Origin of the sequence: Meishania litoralis (assembly GCF_042611095.1) — a bacterium.
Classification (GTDB): Bacteria; Bacteroidota; Bacteroidia; order Flavobacteriales; family Flavobacteriaceae; genus Meishania; species Meishania litoralis.
In genome coordinates this window covers 1061892-1082831 of record NZ_JBHFPV010000001.1, presented here as the reverse complement: position 1 = coordinate 1082831, position 20940 = coordinate 1061892, and the positions used below count along the sequence as shown (strand labels likewise).

Annotated in this window: 19 protein-coding genes and 1 tRNA gene; 12 read left to right on the top strand and 8 right to left on the bottom strand. The window is 44.2% G+C overall.

The genetic code is table 11. The features are described 5' to 3' along the window. Nucleotides 1-115 precede the first annotated feature (115 nt). The 6 genes from ACEZ3G_RS04880 to ACEZ3G_RS04855 all read left to right on the top strand — a co-directional run bounded on the left by ACEZ3G_RS04880 (nucleotide 116) and on the right by ACEZ3G_RS04855 (nucleotide 6689). Entirely contained in the window at nucleotides 116-778 is a 663-nt protein-coding gene (locus tag ACEZ3G_RS04880; RefSeq protein ID WP_432424321.1) for a carbohydrate-binding family 9-like protein, read from the top strand. A 169-nt stretch (nucleotides 779-947) separates the two neighbouring features. Beyond that, nucleotides 948-2708: a PQQ-dependent sugar dehydrogenase gene (locus tag ACEZ3G_RS04875; RefSeq protein WP_432424320.1), complete on the top strand. Its 1761-nt coding sequence runs from the start codon at nucleotides 948-950 to the stop codon at nucleotides 2706-2708. 19 nt (nucleotides 2709-2727) lie between these two features. Continuing rightward, a complete protein-coding gene (locus ACEZ3G_RS04870; protein WP_432424319.1) occupies nucleotides 2728-3981 on the top strand; it encodes an amidohydrolase/deacetylase family metallohydrolase in 1254 nt (417 codons plus the stop codon). Nucleotides 3982-4014: 33 nt separating this feature from the next. Beyond that, complete coding sequence (locus ACEZ3G_RS04865) at nucleotides 4015-4932, top strand: RraA family protein (protein WP_432424318.1); 918 nt, start codon at nucleotides 4015-4017, stop codon at nucleotides 4930-4932. Between the two features lie 22 nt (nucleotides 4933-4954). Beyond that, nucleotides 4955-5431 (top strand): RidA family protein, encoded by a 477-nt coding sequence (locus ACEZ3G_RS04860; protein ID WP_432424317.1) that lies wholly within the window; start codon nucleotides 4955-4957, stop codon nucleotides 5429-5431. Nucleotides 5432-5450: 19 nt separating this feature from the next. Next, entirely contained in the window at nucleotides 5451-6689 is a 1239-nt protein-coding gene (locus tag ACEZ3G_RS04855) for an aminotransferase class V-fold PLP-dependent enzyme (protein ID WP_432424316.1), read from the top strand. 120 nt (nucleotides 6690-6809) lie between these two features. On the opposite strand, the gene ACEZ3G_RS04850 is transcribed toward ACEZ3G_RS04855, so the two are convergent. Next, the gene (locus ACEZ3G_RS04850; RefSeq protein WP_432424315.1) at nucleotides 6810-7676 is read right to left on the bottom strand and encodes an alpha/beta fold hydrolase; all 867 of its coding nucleotides are present in this window, start codon (nucleotides 7674-7676) and stop codon (nucleotides 6810-6812) included. Nucleotides 7677-8162: 486 nt separating this feature from the next. Here ACEZ3G_RS04850 and ACEZ3G_RS04845 point away from each other — a divergent pair, with 486 nt between their 5' ends. From ACEZ3G_RS04845 to ACEZ3G_RS04825, 5 genes are read left to right on the top strand one after another with little or no spacing between them, the layout of a single operon-like run. Beyond that, nucleotides 8163-8741 carry a RidA family protein gene (locus tag ACEZ3G_RS04845; protein ID WP_432424314.1) on the top strand — a complete coding sequence of 193 codons (579 nt, stop codon included), beginning with the start codon at nucleotides 8163-8165 and terminating at the stop codon, nucleotides 8739-8741. Nucleotides 8742-8744: 3 nt separating this feature from the next. Next, nucleotides 8745-9752, top strand: coding sequence for a TRAP transporter substrate-binding protein (locus ACEZ3G_RS04840; protein WP_432424313.1), 1008 nt, complete (start codon nucleotides 8745-8747; stop codon nucleotides 9750-9752). Then, entirely contained in the window at nucleotides 9745-10206 is a 462-nt protein-coding gene (locus ACEZ3G_RS04835; protein WP_432424312.1) for a TRAP transporter small permease, read from the top strand. The genes ACEZ3G_RS04840 and ACEZ3G_RS04835 overlap by 8 nt, the downstream gene beginning before the upstream one ends. Further along, complete coding sequence (locus ACEZ3G_RS04830) at nucleotides 10203-11477, top strand: TRAP transporter large permease (RefSeq protein WP_432424311.1); 1275 nt, start codon at nucleotides 10203-10205, stop codon at nucleotides 11475-11477. The genes ACEZ3G_RS04835 and ACEZ3G_RS04830 overlap by 4 nt, the downstream gene beginning before the upstream one ends. 55 nt (nucleotides 11478-11532) lie before the next feature. Beyond that, entirely contained in the window at nucleotides 11533-12357 is an 825-nt protein-coding gene (locus ACEZ3G_RS04825) for an alpha/beta hydrolase (protein WP_432424310.1), read from the top strand. Nucleotides 12358-12384: 27 nt separating this feature from the next. On the opposite strand, the gene ACEZ3G_RS04820 is transcribed toward ACEZ3G_RS04825, so the two are convergent. The 6 genes from ACEZ3G_RS04820 to ACEZ3G_RS04795 all read right to left on the bottom strand — a co-directional run bounded on the left by ACEZ3G_RS04820 (nucleotide 12385) and on the right by ACEZ3G_RS04795 (nucleotide 19995). Continuing rightward, the gene (locus ACEZ3G_RS04820; RefSeq protein ID WP_432424309.1) at nucleotides 12385-13149 is read right to left on the bottom strand and encodes a glucosamine-6-phosphate deaminase; all 765 of its coding nucleotides are present in this window, start codon (nucleotides 13147-13149) and stop codon (nucleotides 12385-12387) included. Between the two features lie 16 nt (nucleotides 13150-13165). After that, complete coding sequence (locus tag ACEZ3G_RS04815) at nucleotides 13166-14428, bottom strand: Nramp family divalent metal transporter (RefSeq protein ID WP_432424308.1); 1263 nt, start codon at nucleotides 14426-14428, stop codon at nucleotides 13166-13168. Then, nucleotides 14415-15626 (bottom strand): N-acetylglucosamine-6-phosphate deacetylase, encoded by a 1212-nt coding sequence (gene nagA / locus ACEZ3G_RS04810; RefSeq protein ID WP_432424307.1) that lies wholly within the window; start codon nucleotides 15624-15626, stop codon nucleotides 14415-14417. Before nagA ends, ACEZ3G_RS04815 begins: the two co-directional genes overlap by 14 nt. Nucleotides 15627-15634: 8 nt before the next feature. Then, a complete protein-coding gene (locus ACEZ3G_RS04805) occupies nucleotides 15635-16645 on the bottom strand; it encodes a Gfo/Idh/MocA family protein (protein ID WP_432424306.1) in 1011 nt (336 codons plus the stop codon). Next, nucleotides 16642-17985 carry a Gfo/Idh/MocA family protein gene (locus tag ACEZ3G_RS04800; RefSeq protein ID WP_432424305.1) on the bottom strand — a complete coding sequence of 448 codons (1344 nt, stop codon included), beginning with the start codon at nucleotides 17983-17985 and terminating at the stop codon, nucleotides 16642-16644. The genes ACEZ3G_RS04805 and ACEZ3G_RS04800 overlap by 4 nt, the downstream gene beginning before the upstream one ends. A gap of 159 nt (nucleotides 17986-18144) precedes the next feature. After that, nucleotides 18145-19995 (bottom strand): FAD-dependent oxidoreductase, encoded by a 1851-nt coding sequence (locus ACEZ3G_RS04795; RefSeq protein WP_432424304.1) that lies wholly within the window; start codon nucleotides 19993-19995, stop codon nucleotides 18145-18147. 130 nt (nucleotides 19996-20125) lie between these two features. Between ACEZ3G_RS04795 and ACEZ3G_RS04790 the strand changes: the two genes are divergently transcribed. Then, a tRNA-Arg gene (locus ACEZ3G_RS04790) sits at nucleotides 20126-20197 on the top strand. 161 nt (nucleotides 20198-20358) lie between these two features. On the opposite strand, the gene ACEZ3G_RS04785 is transcribed toward ACEZ3G_RS04790, so the two are convergent. Beyond that, entirely contained in the window at nucleotides 20359-20895 is a 537-nt protein-coding gene (locus ACEZ3G_RS04785) for a hypothetical protein (RefSeq protein ID WP_432424303.1), read from the bottom strand. Nucleotides 20896-20940: the final 45 nt, after the last annotated feature.

Genomic DNA, 20940 nt, shown 5'->3' with positions numbered 1-20940 from the left:
GCGAATGCACAGTTTATCTATTCAGATGGAATCTTTTCACGATTTTGGTTTAAAAATTAAAGGATTCATATTGACATTGTTTCTATGTTTGTCCTTTACAAGTTGCCCGGCCCAAATGGAAAAATCCAAAACCCTACATGTACAGGAAATCAAAACGGATAAAGAGATCGACTTGGCCGTTGTTTCAGAATTATTGGAAGAACGAACAGAGCTTCATTCGATCGACCTGCTCAATTGGTCCGAATTTCAATACTTGCCCGAAGTACAGTTTAGAATTGCGCATCACGATAATCAAATTTGGCTGAAGTATTATGTGAATGAAAAAAGCATTCTGGCCGAGGTCACCGAGACCAATGGAGGGGTGTCTAATGACAGTTGTGTGGAATTTTTCTTCGACCCTCAAGCGAACGGCAATTATTATAACTTCGAGTTCAATTGTGTAGGGGTGACACATTTGGCCTATGGTCCCGGGCGCGCCGGGCGTACCTTTGTGGATCCTGGCATCATTGAAAAAGAAATAAAGGTAAACTCTACTTTGGGAAACCGGCCCTTTATTGAAAAATCGGGTAACCACACCTGGGAAATGACGATCATTATTCCGGCCACAAGTTTGGTGCGTGACAAGCATATTCGATTGAAAGGGCTCTCGGCAAAGGCCAATTTCTATAAATGCGGGAACAAAACTGCCGAGGCACACTACATTAGCTGGAATCCCGTTGGCACCGATAGCCCCGACTTCCATCGCCCTGAGTTTTTTGGCCAGGTTATTTTCGAATGATAACCTAAATTTTTGAACCCTATTTCTTGTTAGAGTTCAGTGTGAAATTTGATGATAAGCATAAAAATGTGTTCGAGCACATTTGTTTTTTTTCGCTTGTTTATTACTCAAAAGAACTTTACCTTGACAAGGTTGCACGATGCCGATTCAAAAAAAGCCACCCTATAGTATGAAGTCATTGCCCGGCGTAAAGAATTTTCTGAAGTATTACTTGTTGGCCATATTGTTCGTACAATGTAAAAACGCCCCTACGGATGGAGGTCTCTATCTTCCTGAAAGTTTCAGCTCGGCGGTGGTCATCGATAGTATTGAGGAAACAGTACGCCATATGGCGGTGACCGATGATAATATCATATATGCGAAGTTGAGAAATGCAACCCAGAAAGGGGTTGCCGTGGCACTTAAGGATGCCGATGGCGATAGTAGGGCAGATGATATCAAAAGGTTCGGTGCCAGCGAGGTCGAAAAGTGGAGTTATGCAACGGCCATGAGAATCTATAACGGCTATATCTATTATAGTTCCGATTTGGTGGTATACCGGCAAAAACTAAGACCAGGATCTTTAATTCCAGAAGGGGAGGTCGAAGTGGTTGTGGTCGATGATCACGAACATGGCAAGCATGAGCACATCGGCAAACCGATAGCGTTCGATGATGAGGGTCATATATTCGTTCCTTTTGGGGCGCCCTCGAATGCCTGTCAAGATCCCAAACGTACGCCGGGCGTCCCTGGAATGGACCCCTGCCCTCAATTGGAACATCACGGTGGCGTCTGGCGCTTTGATGCCGATAAATTGAACCAAACGCAAAAAGATGGTTACAAATATGCCTCTGGCATAAGAAGTCTTGTAGCGATGAACTGGAATCCCGTAGATGGCGAATTATATGCTGTAGTGCATGGACGAGACGACCTATTAAGACTTTGGCCCGATCGATATACGCCGCGTCAAAGCGCATTGCTTCCATCCGAAGAATTTATTAGAATTACCGAAGGCTCTAATTTTGGGTGGCCCTACTGCTACTACGACCAGATAAAAGGTAAAAAGGTACTTGCGCCCGAATATGGTGGCGATGGTGAAATAGTCGGTCGATGTGCTGATTTTGAAGATCCGATTATGGGTTTTCCGGGGCATTGGGCGCCCAACGACCTATTGTTCTACCAAGGAGACCAATTTCCTGAGCGATACAGAAATGGTGCTTTTATTGCATTTCACGGATCTACGAACAGGGCGCCTTATCCACAGTCCGGTTATTTTGTTGGCTTTGTTCCGTTTAAAGATGGCGAACCTAGTGGTGAGTACGAGGTTTTCGCCGATGGTTTTGCCGTCGTTGACCCAATAGAAAGTGTCAAAGATGCCCATTATAGACCTATGGGCCTTGCCGTTGGACCTGAGGGTGAGCTATATATATCCGATTCGGTGAAGGGCAAGATTTGGAAGATTACCTATGATGGTGATAGATCGGAGTTCAAGGAAGAACAACTGTTGGCAATGGAAGATAGAAAGCAGTTGTCACATATTAGAAGTCCTGATGAAGTCAAAGACAACTTACTTCCTGAAAACCTGGTCGGTGGCGCAAAGATTTATCAGCAATATTGCAGTACTTGCCATCAAATGAACGGTATGGGCGCCTCCGGAAGATTTCCGCCGCTGATAAATACAGATTGGGTAACCGGTGACAAAGATCGTCTGATACGCGTCATGCTACAGGGAATGGAAGGTAGCTTGAAAATTGAAGACGAGGTGTATAACGGTGTAATGCCACAGCATAGTTTCTTGAAAGACGAAGAAATTGCACAAGTACTGACCTTCATACGATCAAGCTTTGGCAATGAGGCCTCAGAAATATCGGAAACTGAGGTAGGCCAATTACGAAAAGTGCAAAACGAAAGTGGTTTGCCCGTAGAACCGATAAAAGTGACCACTGATTGATAATATTTAATTGATGATCATGAAAATACCAATTGAAAAGTTTAGGACCACCATCCTTATTTTGCTATGCTGTGTTTTGTTTTGCAGCGGGCAAGAGTATGATATTCTTGTAAAAAATGGCCATGTAATAGATGCCAAGAACGGAATTGACAAAGTTCTGGACATTGCTATAAAAGAAGGGAAAATAGCCGAGGTTTCCGCGAAGATTTCAGAAACGAAAGCGGCAAAGACAATCGACGCCGAAGGGTTTATTGTTGCTCCGGGACTAATCGATATCCACAGCCATAACTTTCACGGAACCGAGCCCGATGCCTACCTAAGTAACAGTTTTACGGCACTTCCACCAGATGGTTTTAGCCTAAGAATAGGGGTTACGACAATAGTTGATGTAGGCGGTGCGGGCTGGAGAAATTTTAGACTGTTCAAAGAACAGGTCATAGACCGTTCGAAAACTAGGGTACTCTCTTTTCTGAACATTGTGGGCTCTGGAATGAAAGGAGGTGCCATTGAACAAAATCAGGCCGATATGGATCCCAAATTAACGGCCATGGTCGCTAAGCGATACCCTGATTATGTGGTCGGCGTAAAATTGGCACATTATTCAGGGTTTGACTGGACACCGACCGAGCGTGCGGTCGAAGCCGGTAGATTGGCTAACATTCCGGTAATGATAGATTTTGGCGGTAGTGACCCAGAACTTTCGCTGAAAACCTTGTTCATGGAAAAATTACGGCCCGGGGATATTTTCACGCATGCCTATGCGCATGTCAATGGCCGAACACCTTTGGTAAACGAAAATGGCAAGGTCGAAGATTTTGCCTTTGAGGCACAAAAAAGAGGTATTGTTTTCGATGTTGGCCATGGCGGTGGTAGCTTTTTGTTCGAGCAGGCCGTACCAGCCTTGCAACAGGGTTTTAAGCCGAATACCATAAGTACCGATTTGCATACGGGCAGTATGAACGGGGGCATGAAGGATATCATCAATGTAATGTCCAAGTTTTTAAACCTGAACATGCCGGTCAGCGAGGTCATTGAGGCGACAACATGGAGTTCTGCGAAAGCGATCAAGCGAGAAGACTTGGGGCACCTGTCGGTCGGGGCGGTGGCCGATATGGCCATTTTGAATCTGCGTGAAGGCGATTTTGGATTTATCGACACCAAGGGCAAAAAGATGAAAGGCACCAAAAAGTTGGAGTGTGAATTGACGATCAGGGAAGGTAAGGTGGTCTATGACCTTAATGGGTTGGCCGCCGAAGTTTGGAACAAAGAATAAAATAGTAAAATAGTTACACCGAATTAAGAAGACATGCGAAATATAAAGCTTTTAATTATTGGAATTTTGATGTGCAATTTTGCACTTGCCCAGACTACTTCAAAAGATCGTATCATTTTCTTGACTCCACATTGGCAGGGCGAACGATTTGAAGATGGTCGGCCCAAGGTTGCCGATGATATTCTTGAACGGCTTAAAGAAGTGGCCATCGAAGAGGCTTGGGGCGTATTGCGAAATGAGGGTTATCATAACCAGTTCGAGGGCGGATGGGAACTATTACATGATGATGTGCCAGTAGTAGGTAGGGCACTGACGGTCCAGTATATGCCGAACCGACCCGATGTCTCCGATCAGATTGAAAAACAAGGCAAGTCAGAGGGCTACATTGGCAATACGAATTCATGGCCAATAGATATGCTGCAGGTCGGCGACGTGTATGTCGCCGATGGTTTTGGAAAAATAGTCGACGGTACGTTGATAGGTGATAACCTTGGAAACTCCATCTTTGCAAAATCGAAGACCGGGGTGGTTTTCGATGCTTCCAGTAGAGATCAAGAAGGGCTTTCTGAAATTGAAGGTTTCAATGCCTTCGTACGAGGATGGCATCCATCTTTTCTTACCGAAGTGATGTTGCTGGGCATTAATTCGCCCATTCGTATCGGTGCAGCAACGGTACTTCCCGGTGATGTGGTTCTGGGCAAGAAAGAGGGTGTGGTCTTTATCCCTGCCCATCTGGCCGAAAAAGTTGTCGTAACTTCAGAGATAATCCGCTTGCGCGATTTGTTCGGAATTTCAAGATTGAAGGAAGGAAAATATACCCCGGGTCAGATCGATAACAAATGGACCGACGAAATCGAAAAGGATTTTTCGAAATGGCTCAACGATCATATTGACGAACTTCCCGTACCGAAAGAACAGATACGTCAATTATTAAAAAAACGAACTTGGTAATAGTAAATTAAAAATAGGAAACATGGAAGAAAAAACAACACGAAGGGCTTCCTTCAAAAAAATAGGAGTGGCACTTGCAGCACTTTTTGGCATAGGTTCGGCCAATGCAATGACCAAAAAAGAGAAACAGGCGAAGAAAGAGGTCGTGGGCGATATCGTTACCGATCAAGACATTCCGCTTTTTTCGGGGGCCGTTAGACATGGCAACACCTTGTATATAGCGGGTAAAGGGGCCCATACCGAACCTTTTGAAATAAAGGCCCATACTGAAATCGTCTTGCAAGAACTGCAAAAAGAGCTCGAACGAAACGGTTCTTCCATGGAGCAAGTTTTGAAAGTGAATGTATATCTGGCCGATTTGGGCGATTACAAAGCCATGAATGAAGTTTTCCGTGGACGTTTTGGAAAGAATCCTCCGGTAAGGACCACAGTAGCCACTTATGGGGGCGTTCCGGGAAATTCGTTGGTCGAGATGGACTGTATAGCGGCAGTTGACTAGAGAAACCATTAAATTTTGAATGATGAGTACAAGAAGAAAAGCACTGAAAACATTAACGGCGATTCCGTTCGTAGGCGGAATTTTTGGCCCGAGTATATTGGCCGCAAAGGCTGCGGAGGAGACCGTTGCCAAATCCGCACTTCCGGTAAGCGGCGCGGTTGCTCGCGATTTTTTTAAAGAACTGGGCTTGCGTACGTTCATCAATGCCGCGGGCACCTATACATCGATGACCGGGTCGCTGATGCACAAAGAAGTTACCGATGCCATAAGTTACGGCGCCACCGAATATGTGAATTTAGATGAGCTCCATGATAAAGTAGGGGAGCGGATAGCTGAATTGTTGGACTGTGAATACGCTACGGTCTCTTCAGGGGCCTTTGGCGCGATGACCATAGGTTTGGCCGGTGTAATGTGCGGCATGGATGAAAAGAAAGTCGCCCAGCTTCCTGATACCAAGGGGCTGAAGAACGAAGTAATCGTTCAAAAGGCACATGCTATCGGCTATACCCATGCCTTGATCAACACAGGGGCCAAGATCGTGGAGATCGAGACCGCCAAAGAACTTGAAAAGGCCATAAATGATAACACGGCCATGCTCTGGTTTTTGAACGCCAATACGGATCAAGGTCAAATCAAATATGAAGAATTCGTTGCCTTGGGCAAGAAGCACAACGTTCCGACATTTATCGACTGTGCCGCTGATGTGCCCCCAGTGGAAAATCTCTTTAAGTTTACCAAATTAGGTTTTGACCTTGTCTGTTTTTCAGGAGGAAAAGGAATCCGAGGTCCCCAGAGTGCCGGACTACTATTGGGGAAACGAAAGTATATTGAGGCAGCAAGGCTGCATACGCCTCCTAGAGGGGCTACGATTGCCCGCGGGATGAAAGTGAACAAAGAGGAAGTATTGGGTATGATGGTAGCCTTGGAACTATATTTGGCAAGGGATCACAAAAAAGAATGGGAACTCTGGGAAGACCAAATTAAATTGATCAGTGATAGCGCTGCCTCGGTCAAAGGGGTCGAAACAGAAATTCATGTGCCGCCACATGCCAATCACGTGCCCAGTCTTTATATCCGATGGGATGAAAAAGTCGTGGGAATCTCTACCGACGAAATGCGAAAAAGATTGCGTGACGGGCATCCATCGATTGAAACCGTCGGAAACAAAGAACAGGTGGGTATCACAACTTGGATGATGGAACCCGGTCAAGAGCGGATCGTAGCGCAAAGAGTCAAGGAAGTTTTGGAAAGTGCATAGACGCACTTGGCAACTTAATTGGAAATTTTATCATGAATGTTGTTCGAACTCCTTGAAAGGATAATAATCTTTGGGATTATGGTATAGGTTGCCTTGATGCCCATTTTACGCTTCGATGCATTATTGGTTTAAAAATGTCACCATTTTTTCATTTACCAACTTGGCTTGATCAATAGATAGAAAGTGCCCTGCATTAGGTATAACTTCACCTTTACCTTTTGGCAGCAAACGGGCGATTTCAATTGTTCTTTTCTCATTGATCATATCATCATCGCCAATTAGAACCAAAACTGGCATTTGTAAAGATTTCAATTCTTCATTGGAAAAGGGTTTCATGCTGGTCACAAATTTGTTTTCTGATTTCCTTTCCAAACCTATTTTATATTGTTTGAGGTATGTATCACTGATATTTTCAACATCGGTTGACATGCTTTCCAAACTTTGATCAATTTGTTTGTCTTTCGAAGAAAGTAATGTGACAATATTCTTGAAAAGATCCAGGCTTGGTCTAATCCATATAAAAGTCTGAGCAGGACTTAATAGCAATAGGCTTTTAATTTTTTCTTGATTGTGCAATGCTAGATTAACGGCTAACCATCCTCCCCGGGAAGCGCCAATTAAATGGAAGCTCTCCAACTCCAAAACATATAAGACCTCCTCATACCAATCGGTGACCTCTTCTACATTTTCAATATCATTAAACAGATAAGATTTTCCTGGTTCTAGAATAAAATCGATGGCAAACACACGGTGGTTTTTGCTAAGTGATTCTATATTCGGGTACCACATGGTAGAACTGGCGTTCATTCCATGAAGTAATACAATAGGTTCCTCATTTTTAGGGCCACTTACAATAACATGTGCAATACCGTAGGTGGTAGGAATATATAATTCTTCAAAAGGAATGTTCCATAAATTTAAGGTTTCGTCATATGCCTTAAAGTAAGTTGCATCTAAAGTAGATGCATTGGTAATATAGTCGGGCACTTTTTTAAATTTTTCATATTTGTCGGTACAACTAATTAATATGATAAAAGAAGTAAGCAATGAACATAGCCTCATAGAATTGGATTTATATGTCTAAAGATAACTTTTAATAGATACAACATTCCAGCAAAGGAATGTAGTTTTGTTAACTTCTCTATGATTGCAGCCAAGCTGTTTCGAGACGCATTTCCGGTCACCTATACCCCTAATTTAGGTTTCGAAGGGTTTCTATAAACAATAAAATTTAAAAACGGTGATTTTACGGCTGTTTGAGAATCAGTTAATTAGATATTGGTCAAAGAAAAGTATGGATTTTAAGCCAAGATTTTTAATTCCACAAACACCTGTTTATGCCAAAATAATTTCCCCTGCTCCGATAGTCCGTAATTGATTTTTTCACCGTTTCCGAAATCTTGTTATAATTGAAATAGTTTAAATGAGTTCATTATATTTATCTCTAAGTTTTTACACAAATACCTCTCAGAAATGAACAAACTAGCATTCGCATTGATTTTATTTACATTTTTTGCATGTAATCAGCCGCTTGAGCAAAAGCATGATACCGCTTCAGAACCTGATGCAAAAGAATCGATTGACCCAGAATATGACCCCGAGGCCAAACTAAAGGAACTGGGCATTGAACTGAGTACACCTTCGGCTCCCGTTGCCAATTATGTGAATGCCGTTCGTGTTGGAAACATGATTTTTTTGTCAGGCAAAGGCCCGCTTAAGGCCGATGGTGAGAATATAACGGGTAAGGTCGGTGCCGATTTGACCATAGAAGAAGGTTACGAGGCCGCACGTATTACCGGTATTAACCAACTTTCAGTGTTGAAGGCCGAGCTGGGTAATCTCAACAAAGTGAAAAGGTGTGTCAAAGTTTTGGGTATGGTCAATGCGATGCCCGAATTTACAGATCACCCGAAAGTCATCAACGGTTTTTCCGATTTGATGGTCGAGGTGTTCGGAGAACGTGGCAAGCATGCCCGCGCCGCTGTCGGCATGGGTTCATTGCCAAGCAATATTGCCGTTGAAATTGAAATGATCGTCGAGGTGCAAGACTGACCAATGGGCAAAAGGGGGCAAAGGGCAAGATTAACGGCAAAAACATTTTTGCTATTATCGACTTTTGCTCTTTTACTTAATTGCAAATCAAAAGCTCCGGAACCTGAGTTTCTTTTGCGTACGGCACTTTTGGTCAAAGAAGACCATACCTGGTACAAGGCCTTTGCCTATTTCAAGGAAATTTTAGAGGAGCGTTCAAAGGGAAGGATCAAGATGCAGCTTTATCCTTCTGAACAATTGGCCAAGGAAATCGAGGCACTGCGAATGATCAAGGCAGAAGTCATCGACATGACCACAACGGGTTCTACTTTGACCAATTGGTTCGAGGTGGCCACTTTTTGTGAATTGCCATTTCTTATTGAAGACCCTTCGAATATGGAGCAATATATCGATGGGCCTTTAGGTAGGCAAATCGAGGAGGAAATGATTGAAAAGGCGGGTTTGAGGGCCGTAGCACATTTTCAGAGAGGACCACGGCATTTGACGTCCAATCGGCCGATCAAGCATCCGGATGATCTAAACGGACTCATCATACGTGTGCCCAATGTACCATCGTTTGTCACGACATGGGAGGCCTTGGGTGCCAAACCAACCCCCATGGCTTTTTCAGAAGTCTTTACCTCTTTGCAATCGGGTACCATTGAAGCGCAAGAAAATCCGTTTGCGATGATAAACAACGCAGGCTTTGCCGAAGTACAGCAGTACGTAAACCTTACGGGCCATGTTGTAAGCTGGGTGTATGCCGTAATGGGGGAAAAACAGTTTCAAAAAATGCCACCTGACCTTCAGGAGATTTTTTTACAGGCAGGCAAAGACATGCAGGCGTACGAGCGCCAATTGTTCATGGAAAATGAAAAGAAAGTTCAAGACGAATTGAAGGCAAAGGGTATGGAGTTTATTGAAGTCGATAAAAAGGCCTTTAAGGAGAAATGTGAGAAAGCTATTTACGAAAGCCTATCTTCTGAAATGAAAAAGATATACAATCGATTAAAAGACGAAAAAGATGCGTAAGCTGGTCGGGCGTATATTAAAGATAGGGACCCTTTTGACCACTTGGGGTTTGATCGGTACGGTTTTGATCCAGATTATTTGTCGGTTCACGCCGATTCCCACACCATCGTGGACCGAGGAAGCATCGCGCATATGCTTTATCTATGCCATATCCTTTGCGGCCGGTCTGGCGATGAAAAATGACTTTTTCGTTCATTTGGATATGTTCTACGAACGTATGCCGGCAAGATTACAGAAGTTGTTGGCAAAAACGATTCCCATGATTACGTTTTTGTTGTTTGCCGTGATGGGCATTTATTCCATAGAATTCATATTGCTTGGGTTGACCGAAAGATCACCCAGTATGGGCCTTAATATGGGCTTGGCTTTTTTAAGCATGTTCGTGATGTCGGTCTCGATAGGCTATTATCTTGGGTTAAGGATTATTCGAAATTTTAAAAGACAGGGCCGATGATCTGGATTTTAATCCTCGTATTCGTGCTAGGTCTTATACTTCGATTTCCGATCGCTTTTGCCTTGGGCTTGGCCTGTCTGTCCTACTTGGTGGTCAAGGGCATTCCGTTGATTATCATGCCTATTAAAATGTATTCTGGTATCGACGTGTTCGTTCTACTAAGTGTGCCGGGATTCATAATGGCCGGAAACCTTATGAACCACGGTGGTCTGACCGATAAGATCATTGCTTTCTGCAACCATGTATTGGGCCATATTCGAGGGGGACTATCACTAGTGAACATCGGTGCTTCCATGCTTTTTGCAGGAATTTCGGGCACCGCGATTTCTGATACTGCAAGTATGGGATCCATAATGATTCCGGCCATGAAAAAAGAGGGTTATGATACCGATTTCTCGTGTGCAGTGACTGCCGCCTCATCTACGGTGGGGCCGATTATTCCGCCAAGTGTACCTATGATAATTGCCGCCACTTTAAGTGGCTTGTCAGTGGGTAAGTTGTTTTTGGCCGGAGCGTTGCCAGGCCTATTATTGGGCGTCGGATTATTGGTTGCGGCCTATGTCATATCCAAAAGAAAAAAATATCCCAAGCATAAGCGTAGCAGCTTAAATGAAGTTTTTCATGGTTTTGTGGATACTTTTTGGGCATTGTTGATGACCTTTATTATTCTTTACGGGATTATCGGAGGAATATTTACCCCTACCGAAGCTTCGATAGTAGCGGTCGCCTATGCGCTGGTCATCGGCTTGTTCGTCTATAAAAAGTTGAACTTCAAGAACATTCAGGTCGTGCTGTTGGATAGTATGAAAACCTCTGCCTCGTTGATGGTCTTGGTCGGTTTTGCCAATCTTTTCGGCTATATTTTGATTACCGAGCAGATTCCGCAGACCATCTCCAACGAAATTCTCGGCTTCACCACGAACAAATATGTAGTGCTTCTATTGATCAATCTTTTGTTGATCCTGGTAGGCACTTTTATGGAAACCATAGCGGCACTATTGATCCTGTTCCCGATTTTATTGAAAGTGGCCTTGGCCGTTGATGTCGACCCGATTCATTTTGCGGTAATCGCAGTTTTGAACCTTATCATTGGGTTGACGACACCACCGGTCGGTGTCTGCCTTTTTGTAGCATCGAGCATTGGAAAAATATCCATTGGGGCGGTCAGTAAGGCCGGTTTTCCATTCTTGTTGGTAAGCCTTGTCGTGTTGGTACTCGTAACGTTGTTTCCAAGCCTTTCTTTGTGGCTTCCCGGATTGTTTATGGATTAATCGTTATTTTTCGTCAACCATCAAAAAGGAACTATTAAAATAAAATCGGGTTAAAATGTTGAAACTTAGAATCGGAGCTATCATTTTTCTTTTGGCGAACTTTTTTGTTATTGCCCAGGAGACCACTTATGAGTTGGTGGAAAACCTTCCTTATTACGAAGAAGCTATCCTGAATGCGGATGCCTATATCAAGGAACGGTGTAAATTGGATGTTTACTTTCCAAAGAATGGTTCTGAAGCCCCAACGGTGGTTTGGTTTCACGGCGGCGGTTTGGAAAATGGAGAAAAACACATTCCCGAAGGGTTATTGAATAAAGGGGTAATCGTGGTTGCGGTCAATTACCGGATGCATCCTAAAGTAAAAAATCCCGTATATATCGAAGATGCCGCCGCGGCTGTAGCGTGGGCCTTTAACAACATCGCAAAATATAATGGTAGCCCGAAGAAGATTTTTGTTACGGGTCATTCGGCAGGAGGCTATTTGGCGAGTATGGTCGGGTTGGACAAAAGCTATTTGAACAAACACGATATCGATGCCGATAGAATAGCTGGGTTGATTCCGTTTAGCGGACATACCATAACCCACTTTACGATAAGAAAGGAAATGGGCATTGAGGGTACGCGGCCTATCATCGACAAATATGCGCCTTTATACCATGTAAGGAATGATGCCCCGCCAATGTTGCTCATAACCGGAAATCGTGAAAAAGAACTTTTGGGTAGGTACGAAGAGACGGCCTATTTCTATCGCATGATGAAGGTTGTTGAACATCCCGACATCGAATTGATGGAATTGGATGGTTATGGACACGATATGGTTTACCCGGCAGTTCCCTTATTGTTGAATTTTGTAAAGGAGCAGACGAAAAAAACAGAGTAAGTTTTTTCGATTGATTTTGTTATAAGATCAATGGTCGATTCGGATGGCCGAACCTTGGTCCAGAAAAAGTCTGACGTTCGGGTGCGTGCGCAAAATGGATGCGGGGCAGTCCGTGCCAATGACATTGTACAAGGTATCATAGACCGCTTTTGCCTTACGTTCATCGGGCACTACACAACTTATTGCCTTGCATGCCATAATTGCCGGAATGGTCAATGTAAGTGCCTGCTCGGGAACATCGGCCAAGGTAGGGAACCAACCTTCACCCAATTGCTGGTTTCTACAATCATCGTCAAGGGTAACCAGTTTTACCAATTTAGGGTCATCAAAATCGGCAACCGGGGGGTCGTTGAAGGCGATATGGCCATTTTCGCCAATGCCGATGCAAGCGATATCGATTTCATGTTCTTTCAGGGCGGAAGTGTATCGACTCATTTCCTTTTCGATATTTTCCGCATCGCCGTTCAAAAAGTAAATCTCTTTCGGGGAAACGGCATCAAGAATCCGATCTTTTAAATACTTGCGAAAACTCGCCGGATGCCGATCGCAAATATCCTTGTATTCGTCTAAATGGAATACAGTGATTTTTTTCCAGTCGATATCCCTTTCTTTCAAAGCTTCAAGAAACGGGAACTGGGAAGTGCCCGTTGCCAAAATGAGGTTGGCGAACCCTTTTCTATGGATGGCTTCCTTAAGTTTTTCTTCCACAAAATCGGCGGCTCCATGCCCCATGATTACGGGGTCTTTATAAATCGATACCTGAAGTTTATCGATTGCTAAGGTCGTTGTCATAAGTTAGGTTTTAAAATCATTCAAAGAATTCGGCCAATGCGAACCAAGTCGTGATCAATGAAAATAGAATGACAGCGATAATGGCAATATTGAATTTTCGATCGGCTTTGTATTGCTGCATCAATTTTGATTTGTTGATCAGTATAAAAATAGGGATGGCTACGGCAGGTAAAATGCAAGCCTGAAATGCTTGTGAAAAAACCATGAGAGCGGGTGGACGTTCTTCCAAGAAAACCGTTCCGAAACTAAAAAGCAATGCGGCGAAGATTAAAAGACGCGATTGCTTTGAATGGATATTTCTTGGCTTTCCGGTATAGTCCGCTATCAACCAAGGGGCAATCAATACAATTGGAAAAATGGTCGAAAGCCCTGCTCCGGTTATACCGATGATAAGAATAAAAGCGGCCCATTTTCCTCCTAAAGGCCTGAAGAGCTCGATCATTTCAACCGTGTTCTCCAGTTTGAGTCCCGACACATAGAGTGTTCCCGCGGCGACGGCCATTATGACGCCGCTCAAAAGAAGCATCATGGCCGCCGAAACGAATGCATCGCGTTTTTCCGTACCGAGATCGCCGATGCCCCATCCCTTTTCGGCTACGACCGTGCTGCGCATGATAAATACCGCCGCCGAGCAGGTAGTTCCCGTTATGGCGGCTATAAGGCCGAGGGCACCTGGGGTATCAGGAATACTAGGTAATAATCCTTCCGCGAGTGCAGAGAAATCGGGTTTGACCATAAAAAAGACCAATACGAAAGATAGCCCCATTAGAATGACCAACACCGTCAAAACTTTTTCGAACATTTGGTACCTACCGTACCACAACAAAAAGAAAAGGACAATATTGAAAAAAAGGATGATCCAAAACCTGTCGATGACCTGCCCGTCGAGAGCAAGGCGTAACCCTTCTTGTACAAGGTCGGCCACGATGCCCATTACCCCCATCAATGCCAAGAGTTCCCCAATTATCAGGGCAATGATGATGTAAAGTGAAAGCACCCACCCACCTTTGAATTCGGACTTGAAATTGTACAGCGCGGTTTTACCCGTAACCAATGTTACCTTGCCATAGGCTACCATTAGGATATAGGTAAAAATACATGAGAGTACCAAGGCCCAAAAGAGACCCATGCCATGCTCGGCACCTGTTTTCGCCATGGTGGTAACACTGCCGGTACCAATATTGTAACCGATGAGGAACAATCCCGGCCCAACAGCTGAAAGAGCCAAGATCAGTTTTTTTCGAAAAGAGGTGTTTTCCAAGGTATTATTCTTTGTCATAGACCAATTTTCCGCTGATAATAGTCCGTTCGATCACAATCTTATTATCCTCAAAGGTAAAGCATATGAGATCGGCGCGTTTTCCTTCTTCGACTTTGCCAAGCTGATGAAGATCGAACATTTCCGCAGGATTCGTACTGGCCATTTGAACGGCATCTTTCAATGAACATTCGGTGAAATCCATCACCACCTCGATACATTTGCTGATAGGTGAGGCCGCGCCTGCCAATACGTTTTCCTTTGGAAGTTTGACCACGTTGGGGGTCAACAATAGGGTGCGTTCACCTCTGACATACTCCCCGGGAGGGAGTCCTGCAAGATCCAGCGCATCGGATACCAAAATTGTTTTTTCTAAACCCTTGGCCTTGTAAAAAGTACGTACCTCTTCTTTGGTCAGGTGAAAACCGTCAGCGATAATACTGGCCGTGATCGCGTCATTGGATAATTGTGGCCAAAGGGGATTGTAATGGCGGTTGATCTCATTGGCACACCCATTGCCCAAATGAGTGGCCATTTTGGCTCCGGCGGCCACGGCCAGTTCTACTTGTTCGGCGGAACCATTGTGATGGCCCAACGATACCGTTACGCCACTTGCCACACATATTTTAATAAATGAGATCGCGCCTTCCAACTCCGGTGCCAGAGTAATCAATTTGATATGACCTTCGGCCGCTTTTTGAATTTCTTGAAATTCTTCCCAATTCGGGGTTTTGATATATTTTTCGAGGTGTGCTCCCCTAAAGCCCGCTATGGGGGAAATGTATGGGCCTTCCAAATGGAATCCGGCAATTGAAGAACCGATTTCAGGGTCCTTTTTGGCCTCGGCCAAAATTCTAAAATTCTTTTTGATCAATTCGATATCGCTGGTAATTACCGTTGGAAAATATGAGGTCACCCCAGCTTTCCATAAGGCCTTTGTGGCTTTTCGAACACCTTCAACGGTTAAATCGGGGCCAGAAAAATCGACGCCCATATAACCATTGATCTGTACATCGATCAATCCCGGGGCAATGTATGTTATTGGTTTTTTAACGGATGCGCCTAACGGATTTACTTTAACGATTTTTCCATTTTTAAGGATGAGCTCAACAGGTTGATCATCGGTATACAGCAATCCGGATATTTTCGTTTCTTCATCAAATGGAAAGGGTAAAACAAACATAATTATCAGGGTACAGCAAAGGATGGATGTCTTCATATCGGTTCTTAAATTTGATCGTTCGGAACGACATTTTCCCATTTTCCACTTGAGACGGACTTCTCCAAGGCTTCGAGTACCGCCACACCGTGAAGGATGCTTTCATGACTTCTAGGTTCTTCTCCCGTTCTTAACATTTGCACCATATCAACATCGTTTTTACCCGGTCTTTTTTCCTCGATATCCGATTTTAATGCGACAATGCCTTCGTCGGTTTCAACAAAGGTCTGCCAACCGTATTTCTTCGTGGTAAAGACCAGCGTGGCCAGCATTCCATTGTTGAAAACCAAACTGGCACTACTATTTTGCCCATTATGGTGAACCTGCACTTTTTCAACGTTGTCGCCAAAAAGATATAAAAGGGGTTGAACGATATGTGCCCCGTAAAAGAAGATACCGCCATACTTCGATTCAAGGTCCACCGGCCCGTAACGGACCACCTGGTTGATTTCGCCCATGGATGCTAACCGCTCTCTTATAGCGAATGTCTCGTAGCTATGGGCAATCGAGCTGAATGAGGTCACTGGGGTTCCGTGTTTTTTGGCCAAGTCAAGAAAAGCCTTGCCTTCTTTGGCCCGATAACAAAAAGGTTTGTCGATAAACGTAGGTATTCCCGCCTTGATAAAGGGAATAGCCGGCTCTAGATGGAATTTTCCATGGCGGTGGTCAACGATCAATCCGTCGATTTTACCCAACATATCATTTGGATTTTTGACCTGAAAGGGTATTTGGCCGTCTTCCATGGCTTTTTTTGCGAATTCGTTGGTTTCTCCCCAAACATATTTCACTTCCATACCGGGAAACTGTTTTTCGATATTGAAGAGCTTGCCGAATGCCGCGGTATGTGAGTTTTCGGCACCGATGATACCTATCTTGAATATTTCATCGGTCGGCTTTTCTTTTTTTGACGATCGGGCAGCACTATGGAACGGTATTGAAAACGTTACCGCCGAAAAAGCGGTGCCCTGGCCAAGCTTTTTTAAAAATGTTCTTCGAGTGTCCACAAGCGTATCATTCATAATTTCATTTCCCATCCTTTTTCGTAGGTGCGACTCCAAAGTTTATTGGCTTCCCTGTCCTTCAAAATATGGCCGTTACTTGAGTCGATTTCCAATGAACGGCCGACCCGCTGCGCTATATTTCCCAATTGTACCAATAAGGTGCTTTTGTGGCCCGAATCGATATCAGAATTCAAACTGCCACCATTTTTGATGGCCTCGAACATATTCTGAATATGCAGTGCATCGAGTTTCTCAGCGGGATTACTTAGGTCCCTTGCGTCTATTTGCTGCTCATTTTTGACTTCCCTTACTATTTTTCCGTTCAGGTCGAACAGGGTGTAGCTATTTCCCGAAGGAATCAATAAACTACCGTTCTCACCGTAAAATACCACGCCTACGGAGCTTCCCTCGACACTTTTTCCGTTACAGCTTCTACCTTCCCAGGTCATGGTCTGGCCCGTGTTGAAATCGAGATTGATAATCTGGGTATCGGGAGTTTCCCAATCGTCGTTGTAACGGTACCTGCCGCCATTCGAACTTACTTTTGTCGGAAAATCGACCTCCATGCCCCAGCGCAGCAGGTCTATCATATGGGTGCCGTTGTTCAGGGCTTCGCCAGTACCCCAATGCCAATGCCAGTGCCAATTGTAGTGCACAAGATTGTCTTTGAACTTTTTTCTAGGGGCGGGCCCTTGCCAAAGCTCCCAATTCAACCAATCGGGTACGGGAACGTTTTTGCCGATTCCGATGGAGGGGCGATTATTGGTGTACCAGCCCTTACCGTAATACACACGACCGATTGCTCCATCTTTAATGGCATTTATGCCTTCGATAACATTCGGCCATGAACGGCGTTGGTTGCCCATTTGTACTACTTTGTTATATTTCTTTGCCGCCTTGACGAGAATTTCGCCTTCGTTCGGATTATGGCCACAGGGCTTTTCGACATAAACGTGCTTGCCTGCCTGCATTGCCATAAGCGAGGCGGGGGCATGCCAATGGTCGGGTGCGGCGATAACCAAGGCATCGACATCTTTGCTTTCCAATGATTTTCGAACATCGGTAAAAGTCTTTGGTGTTGTGGTCTGCCGGTCTTTCAAAACGGTAAGGCAATTGGTAATTGCCCTACTGTCAACATCACAAATGTGCATGACCGCACAATCATCTTGAATGGCAAAGTTTTGTGCCAGGGCTTTTCCACGGCTGTTAACGCCCATTACCGAGACGTTCAGCCTTTCATTGGCACCAATGATGTTTGCATAACTCTTCGCGCTAAATTGCGGCAAAAAGCTGCCGGCCACAAAGGCCATGGAAGACTTTTTAATAAAAGTTCTTCTTGAGTTCTTTTGATTCTCCATGCTCATACATTTTGTTCTTGCAACGGGCGTAGCCACAAGATACTAAAAAGGCCAGTGCGAAGTACGGGGCGAGTAAAATTGACCAAGCATGATAGGGTCAATATAACTTGTTTTCTCGTTTTCGGTTCTTAAGGAAGGGAAAGTAAAAACCGGCCATACCTATTCATCTCGAAGGTTTCCATAAAAATCGATTTCCCTTTCAAAAGGATTTAAGATCCTATCGGTCAGAATGCTGACCGTTCTTCGATTTAAACTTGTTTTTTCGTCAAAAGGCTGAGCGATATTCCAACTCGTCCATGATTCTTGTATAGAGGAAATGGGATAATCAGGATCGATGATTTGAACCACGGAGGTGATAAATGGCAAAGTAACTCCGGTACCGGAAGCATGAATTTTTTCGATTTCTGGATAATAGGGAAGAAGACCCTGTTTCCATTCGTGTTCCGAAACCATATTTTCAGGGTAGAACCAAGTCTGGTTCGCCCATTTGTAAGGTATACCATATCCTTTCAAAATACCTGTAGCCCCAATTCGCTGCATCAAGGCAAATGCGGGATCTTCAATTTTTACGTCAATAAAGGGCATCAAGTAGGCATTGTTCTTCAAAAGGGCATTTTGCACTTTTCTGATGGAAACCTCAGAAGGTTTTTGATTTTCCCTGATAGAAGTTGCCGCCAGTGCACCGGCCGCTTGACCAATACCCAAAACTACCGGCTGAAGCCGCGTTGCGCCATTGGCTATGTTCGAAACACTTATGTTCTTTTCCGAGACGATAAAGTTCTCCAATTCATTGGGAATCAAACTCCCCAAAGGCACATTGTAGCTCGGTACCCGAATGTTAATAAAGTCGATTTCAGGAGTTCCATCTGGATTCTTATCCCTATGATGGTCGATGGGGTAATCGCCGACCGCAATGCCCGTTCTGTAAAGGTTGTGATCATAGGGCCGTTCAATGTGGTTTACGGTCAGAAAAGCTTTGCCCTTTACCCTTCGGGCCTCTCGGTCATAAGGAATCATCGGAAAGTTGTCCTTGGTCGGGAATTCATCGGCCACACGTAGATTTTTAAACCCCAATTCGTTTTGAATATAATAGACGAAACCTTGGGTAAATGCTTTGGCCTCCTTCAGTTTTTCTTGTCGCTCTGCCGCGGTCATATTGGGCCAATCGATATAAAAATCGTTGCCGCAATTGGGCCAGTTGATCATATATTTATTGTTGGGCAGTTTCCCATAGTTGAGCATTTGCTCACAATTGGAAACACCCCCGAACATTTCTCCATCTTCACGTTTGCAAGCGCATTCGTAGACTTTTGGGTCGTAGTTTTTAGGACGTTTGACCAAGCCTTTTCTAGCATTTTTGGTGCCGACATCTTTCAGAATGAGAACGTAGGTCAAGTCTTGTACACTACCATTGGGCATCTCTGGGGCTTCTTTTTCACCGGAATCTTTTTTTGAGTCCATGCCCAATCGAAAATCTGCTCCGACAATCGGTAAAAGCTCACCTATTTCAGTGGCATCGATAAGAATTTTGGCCATGACGGAATATGTTTTTTCATTTTGTTTATACACTACTTTCCAACCCTCTATGTCTTTTTCGATTTTCGTGTAAACTGCATTGAAAGCAATATCGAGATCGGGGAGTTTGGCCATTTCCTGAAGAATTTTATTCCCGACCGAAGGTTCAAAAAGGGTATGGCTGACCCATCCTGTGGCCAAAGCTTTAGGTCCGCCATAGTGATCGCGCAATTTTTGCCTGAACTCGCCCCAGATACCCGAAGGCATTTCATGATTGCCGTCAATGGCCGATACGCCGGCCGAGGTCAACATGCCACCGAGCCATGTTGTCGATTCGATGATCTGCACTTTGGCGCCCATTCTGGCAGCTTGAATAGCCGCAGATGTTCCTCCTGCACCTGCACCAATGATCAGCACATCAACTTGGTGCTGCGAGCGACCCTCAATCAGGAAAAATAGGATACAGGAAAGTAGAAGAAATGAATTTATACGCATTCTAGAGTGTCATATATATTTCTGTTATCAAGATAATCAAGATTTCATCATTTTGAACCTGACACCTAAATAAGTTGCGATGTGCTTTCAAGACTCGACGAAAAAACTTTATTTTTGCGCACCTTACATTGGCCCCGTAGTTCAATGGATAGAATAGAAGTTTCCTAAACTTTAGATGCAAGTTCGATTCTTGCCGGGGCTACTTTTTAAGGAAAACCAATATAGTTCATTTTTGCGGTCAAACTTTCCGTTGGAATAAATTTAAAAAGCTGAACAAAATTTGTTCAGCTTTATCGAGACACCTAAAGAAGATGTTCCCCTATTGGCATAATATTAAGATTACTTAGCTAACCCGATGTGATCTTAATACCTCAGATGCCCCTTGTAAGGAAACTCAAAGTTTACTACATCATCCTTGAAGTTTACCCGTCCTGAAACCCCTTCAAAAGTACCGGTTCCACTGTCTTTAATAATGGGGTGTTGACAACGTCCGAATATTTCGGCTCCTAAGAAAAATCCATCTTCCGAACAACCCTCATATTTCGCTTCAAACTTGTAGGTGGTCCAAAAGGTACCGAATTCGCCATTATAAGTACCGACAAAATATTCCTTTCCGGCCTCACGGTAGGTGCCGCTAGGAGAACACGCATAATCTTCGACGAATACGTACAGACAACCTTCAAGGTCTCCGGTCAAGGCCAAGGCGAAATCGGCTCCCTCGGAAACATAATCGCAGTCTGCCTCTTCGGCATAAAAACCGACACCATCGATCTGTGTGGCACCGGCCTTGAGCGTGGCTGTTTTGAGCGGGCTTTCTTCTAGGGCATCGTTTTCATTGGTGCAGGCCATTAAAGTTAGCGCCAAACCTGCAAGCAGATAGATACTTTTTTTTGTTTTCATAATACTTGTTTTAGGTTATATTAAATTTTTTTATTTGTAATCACT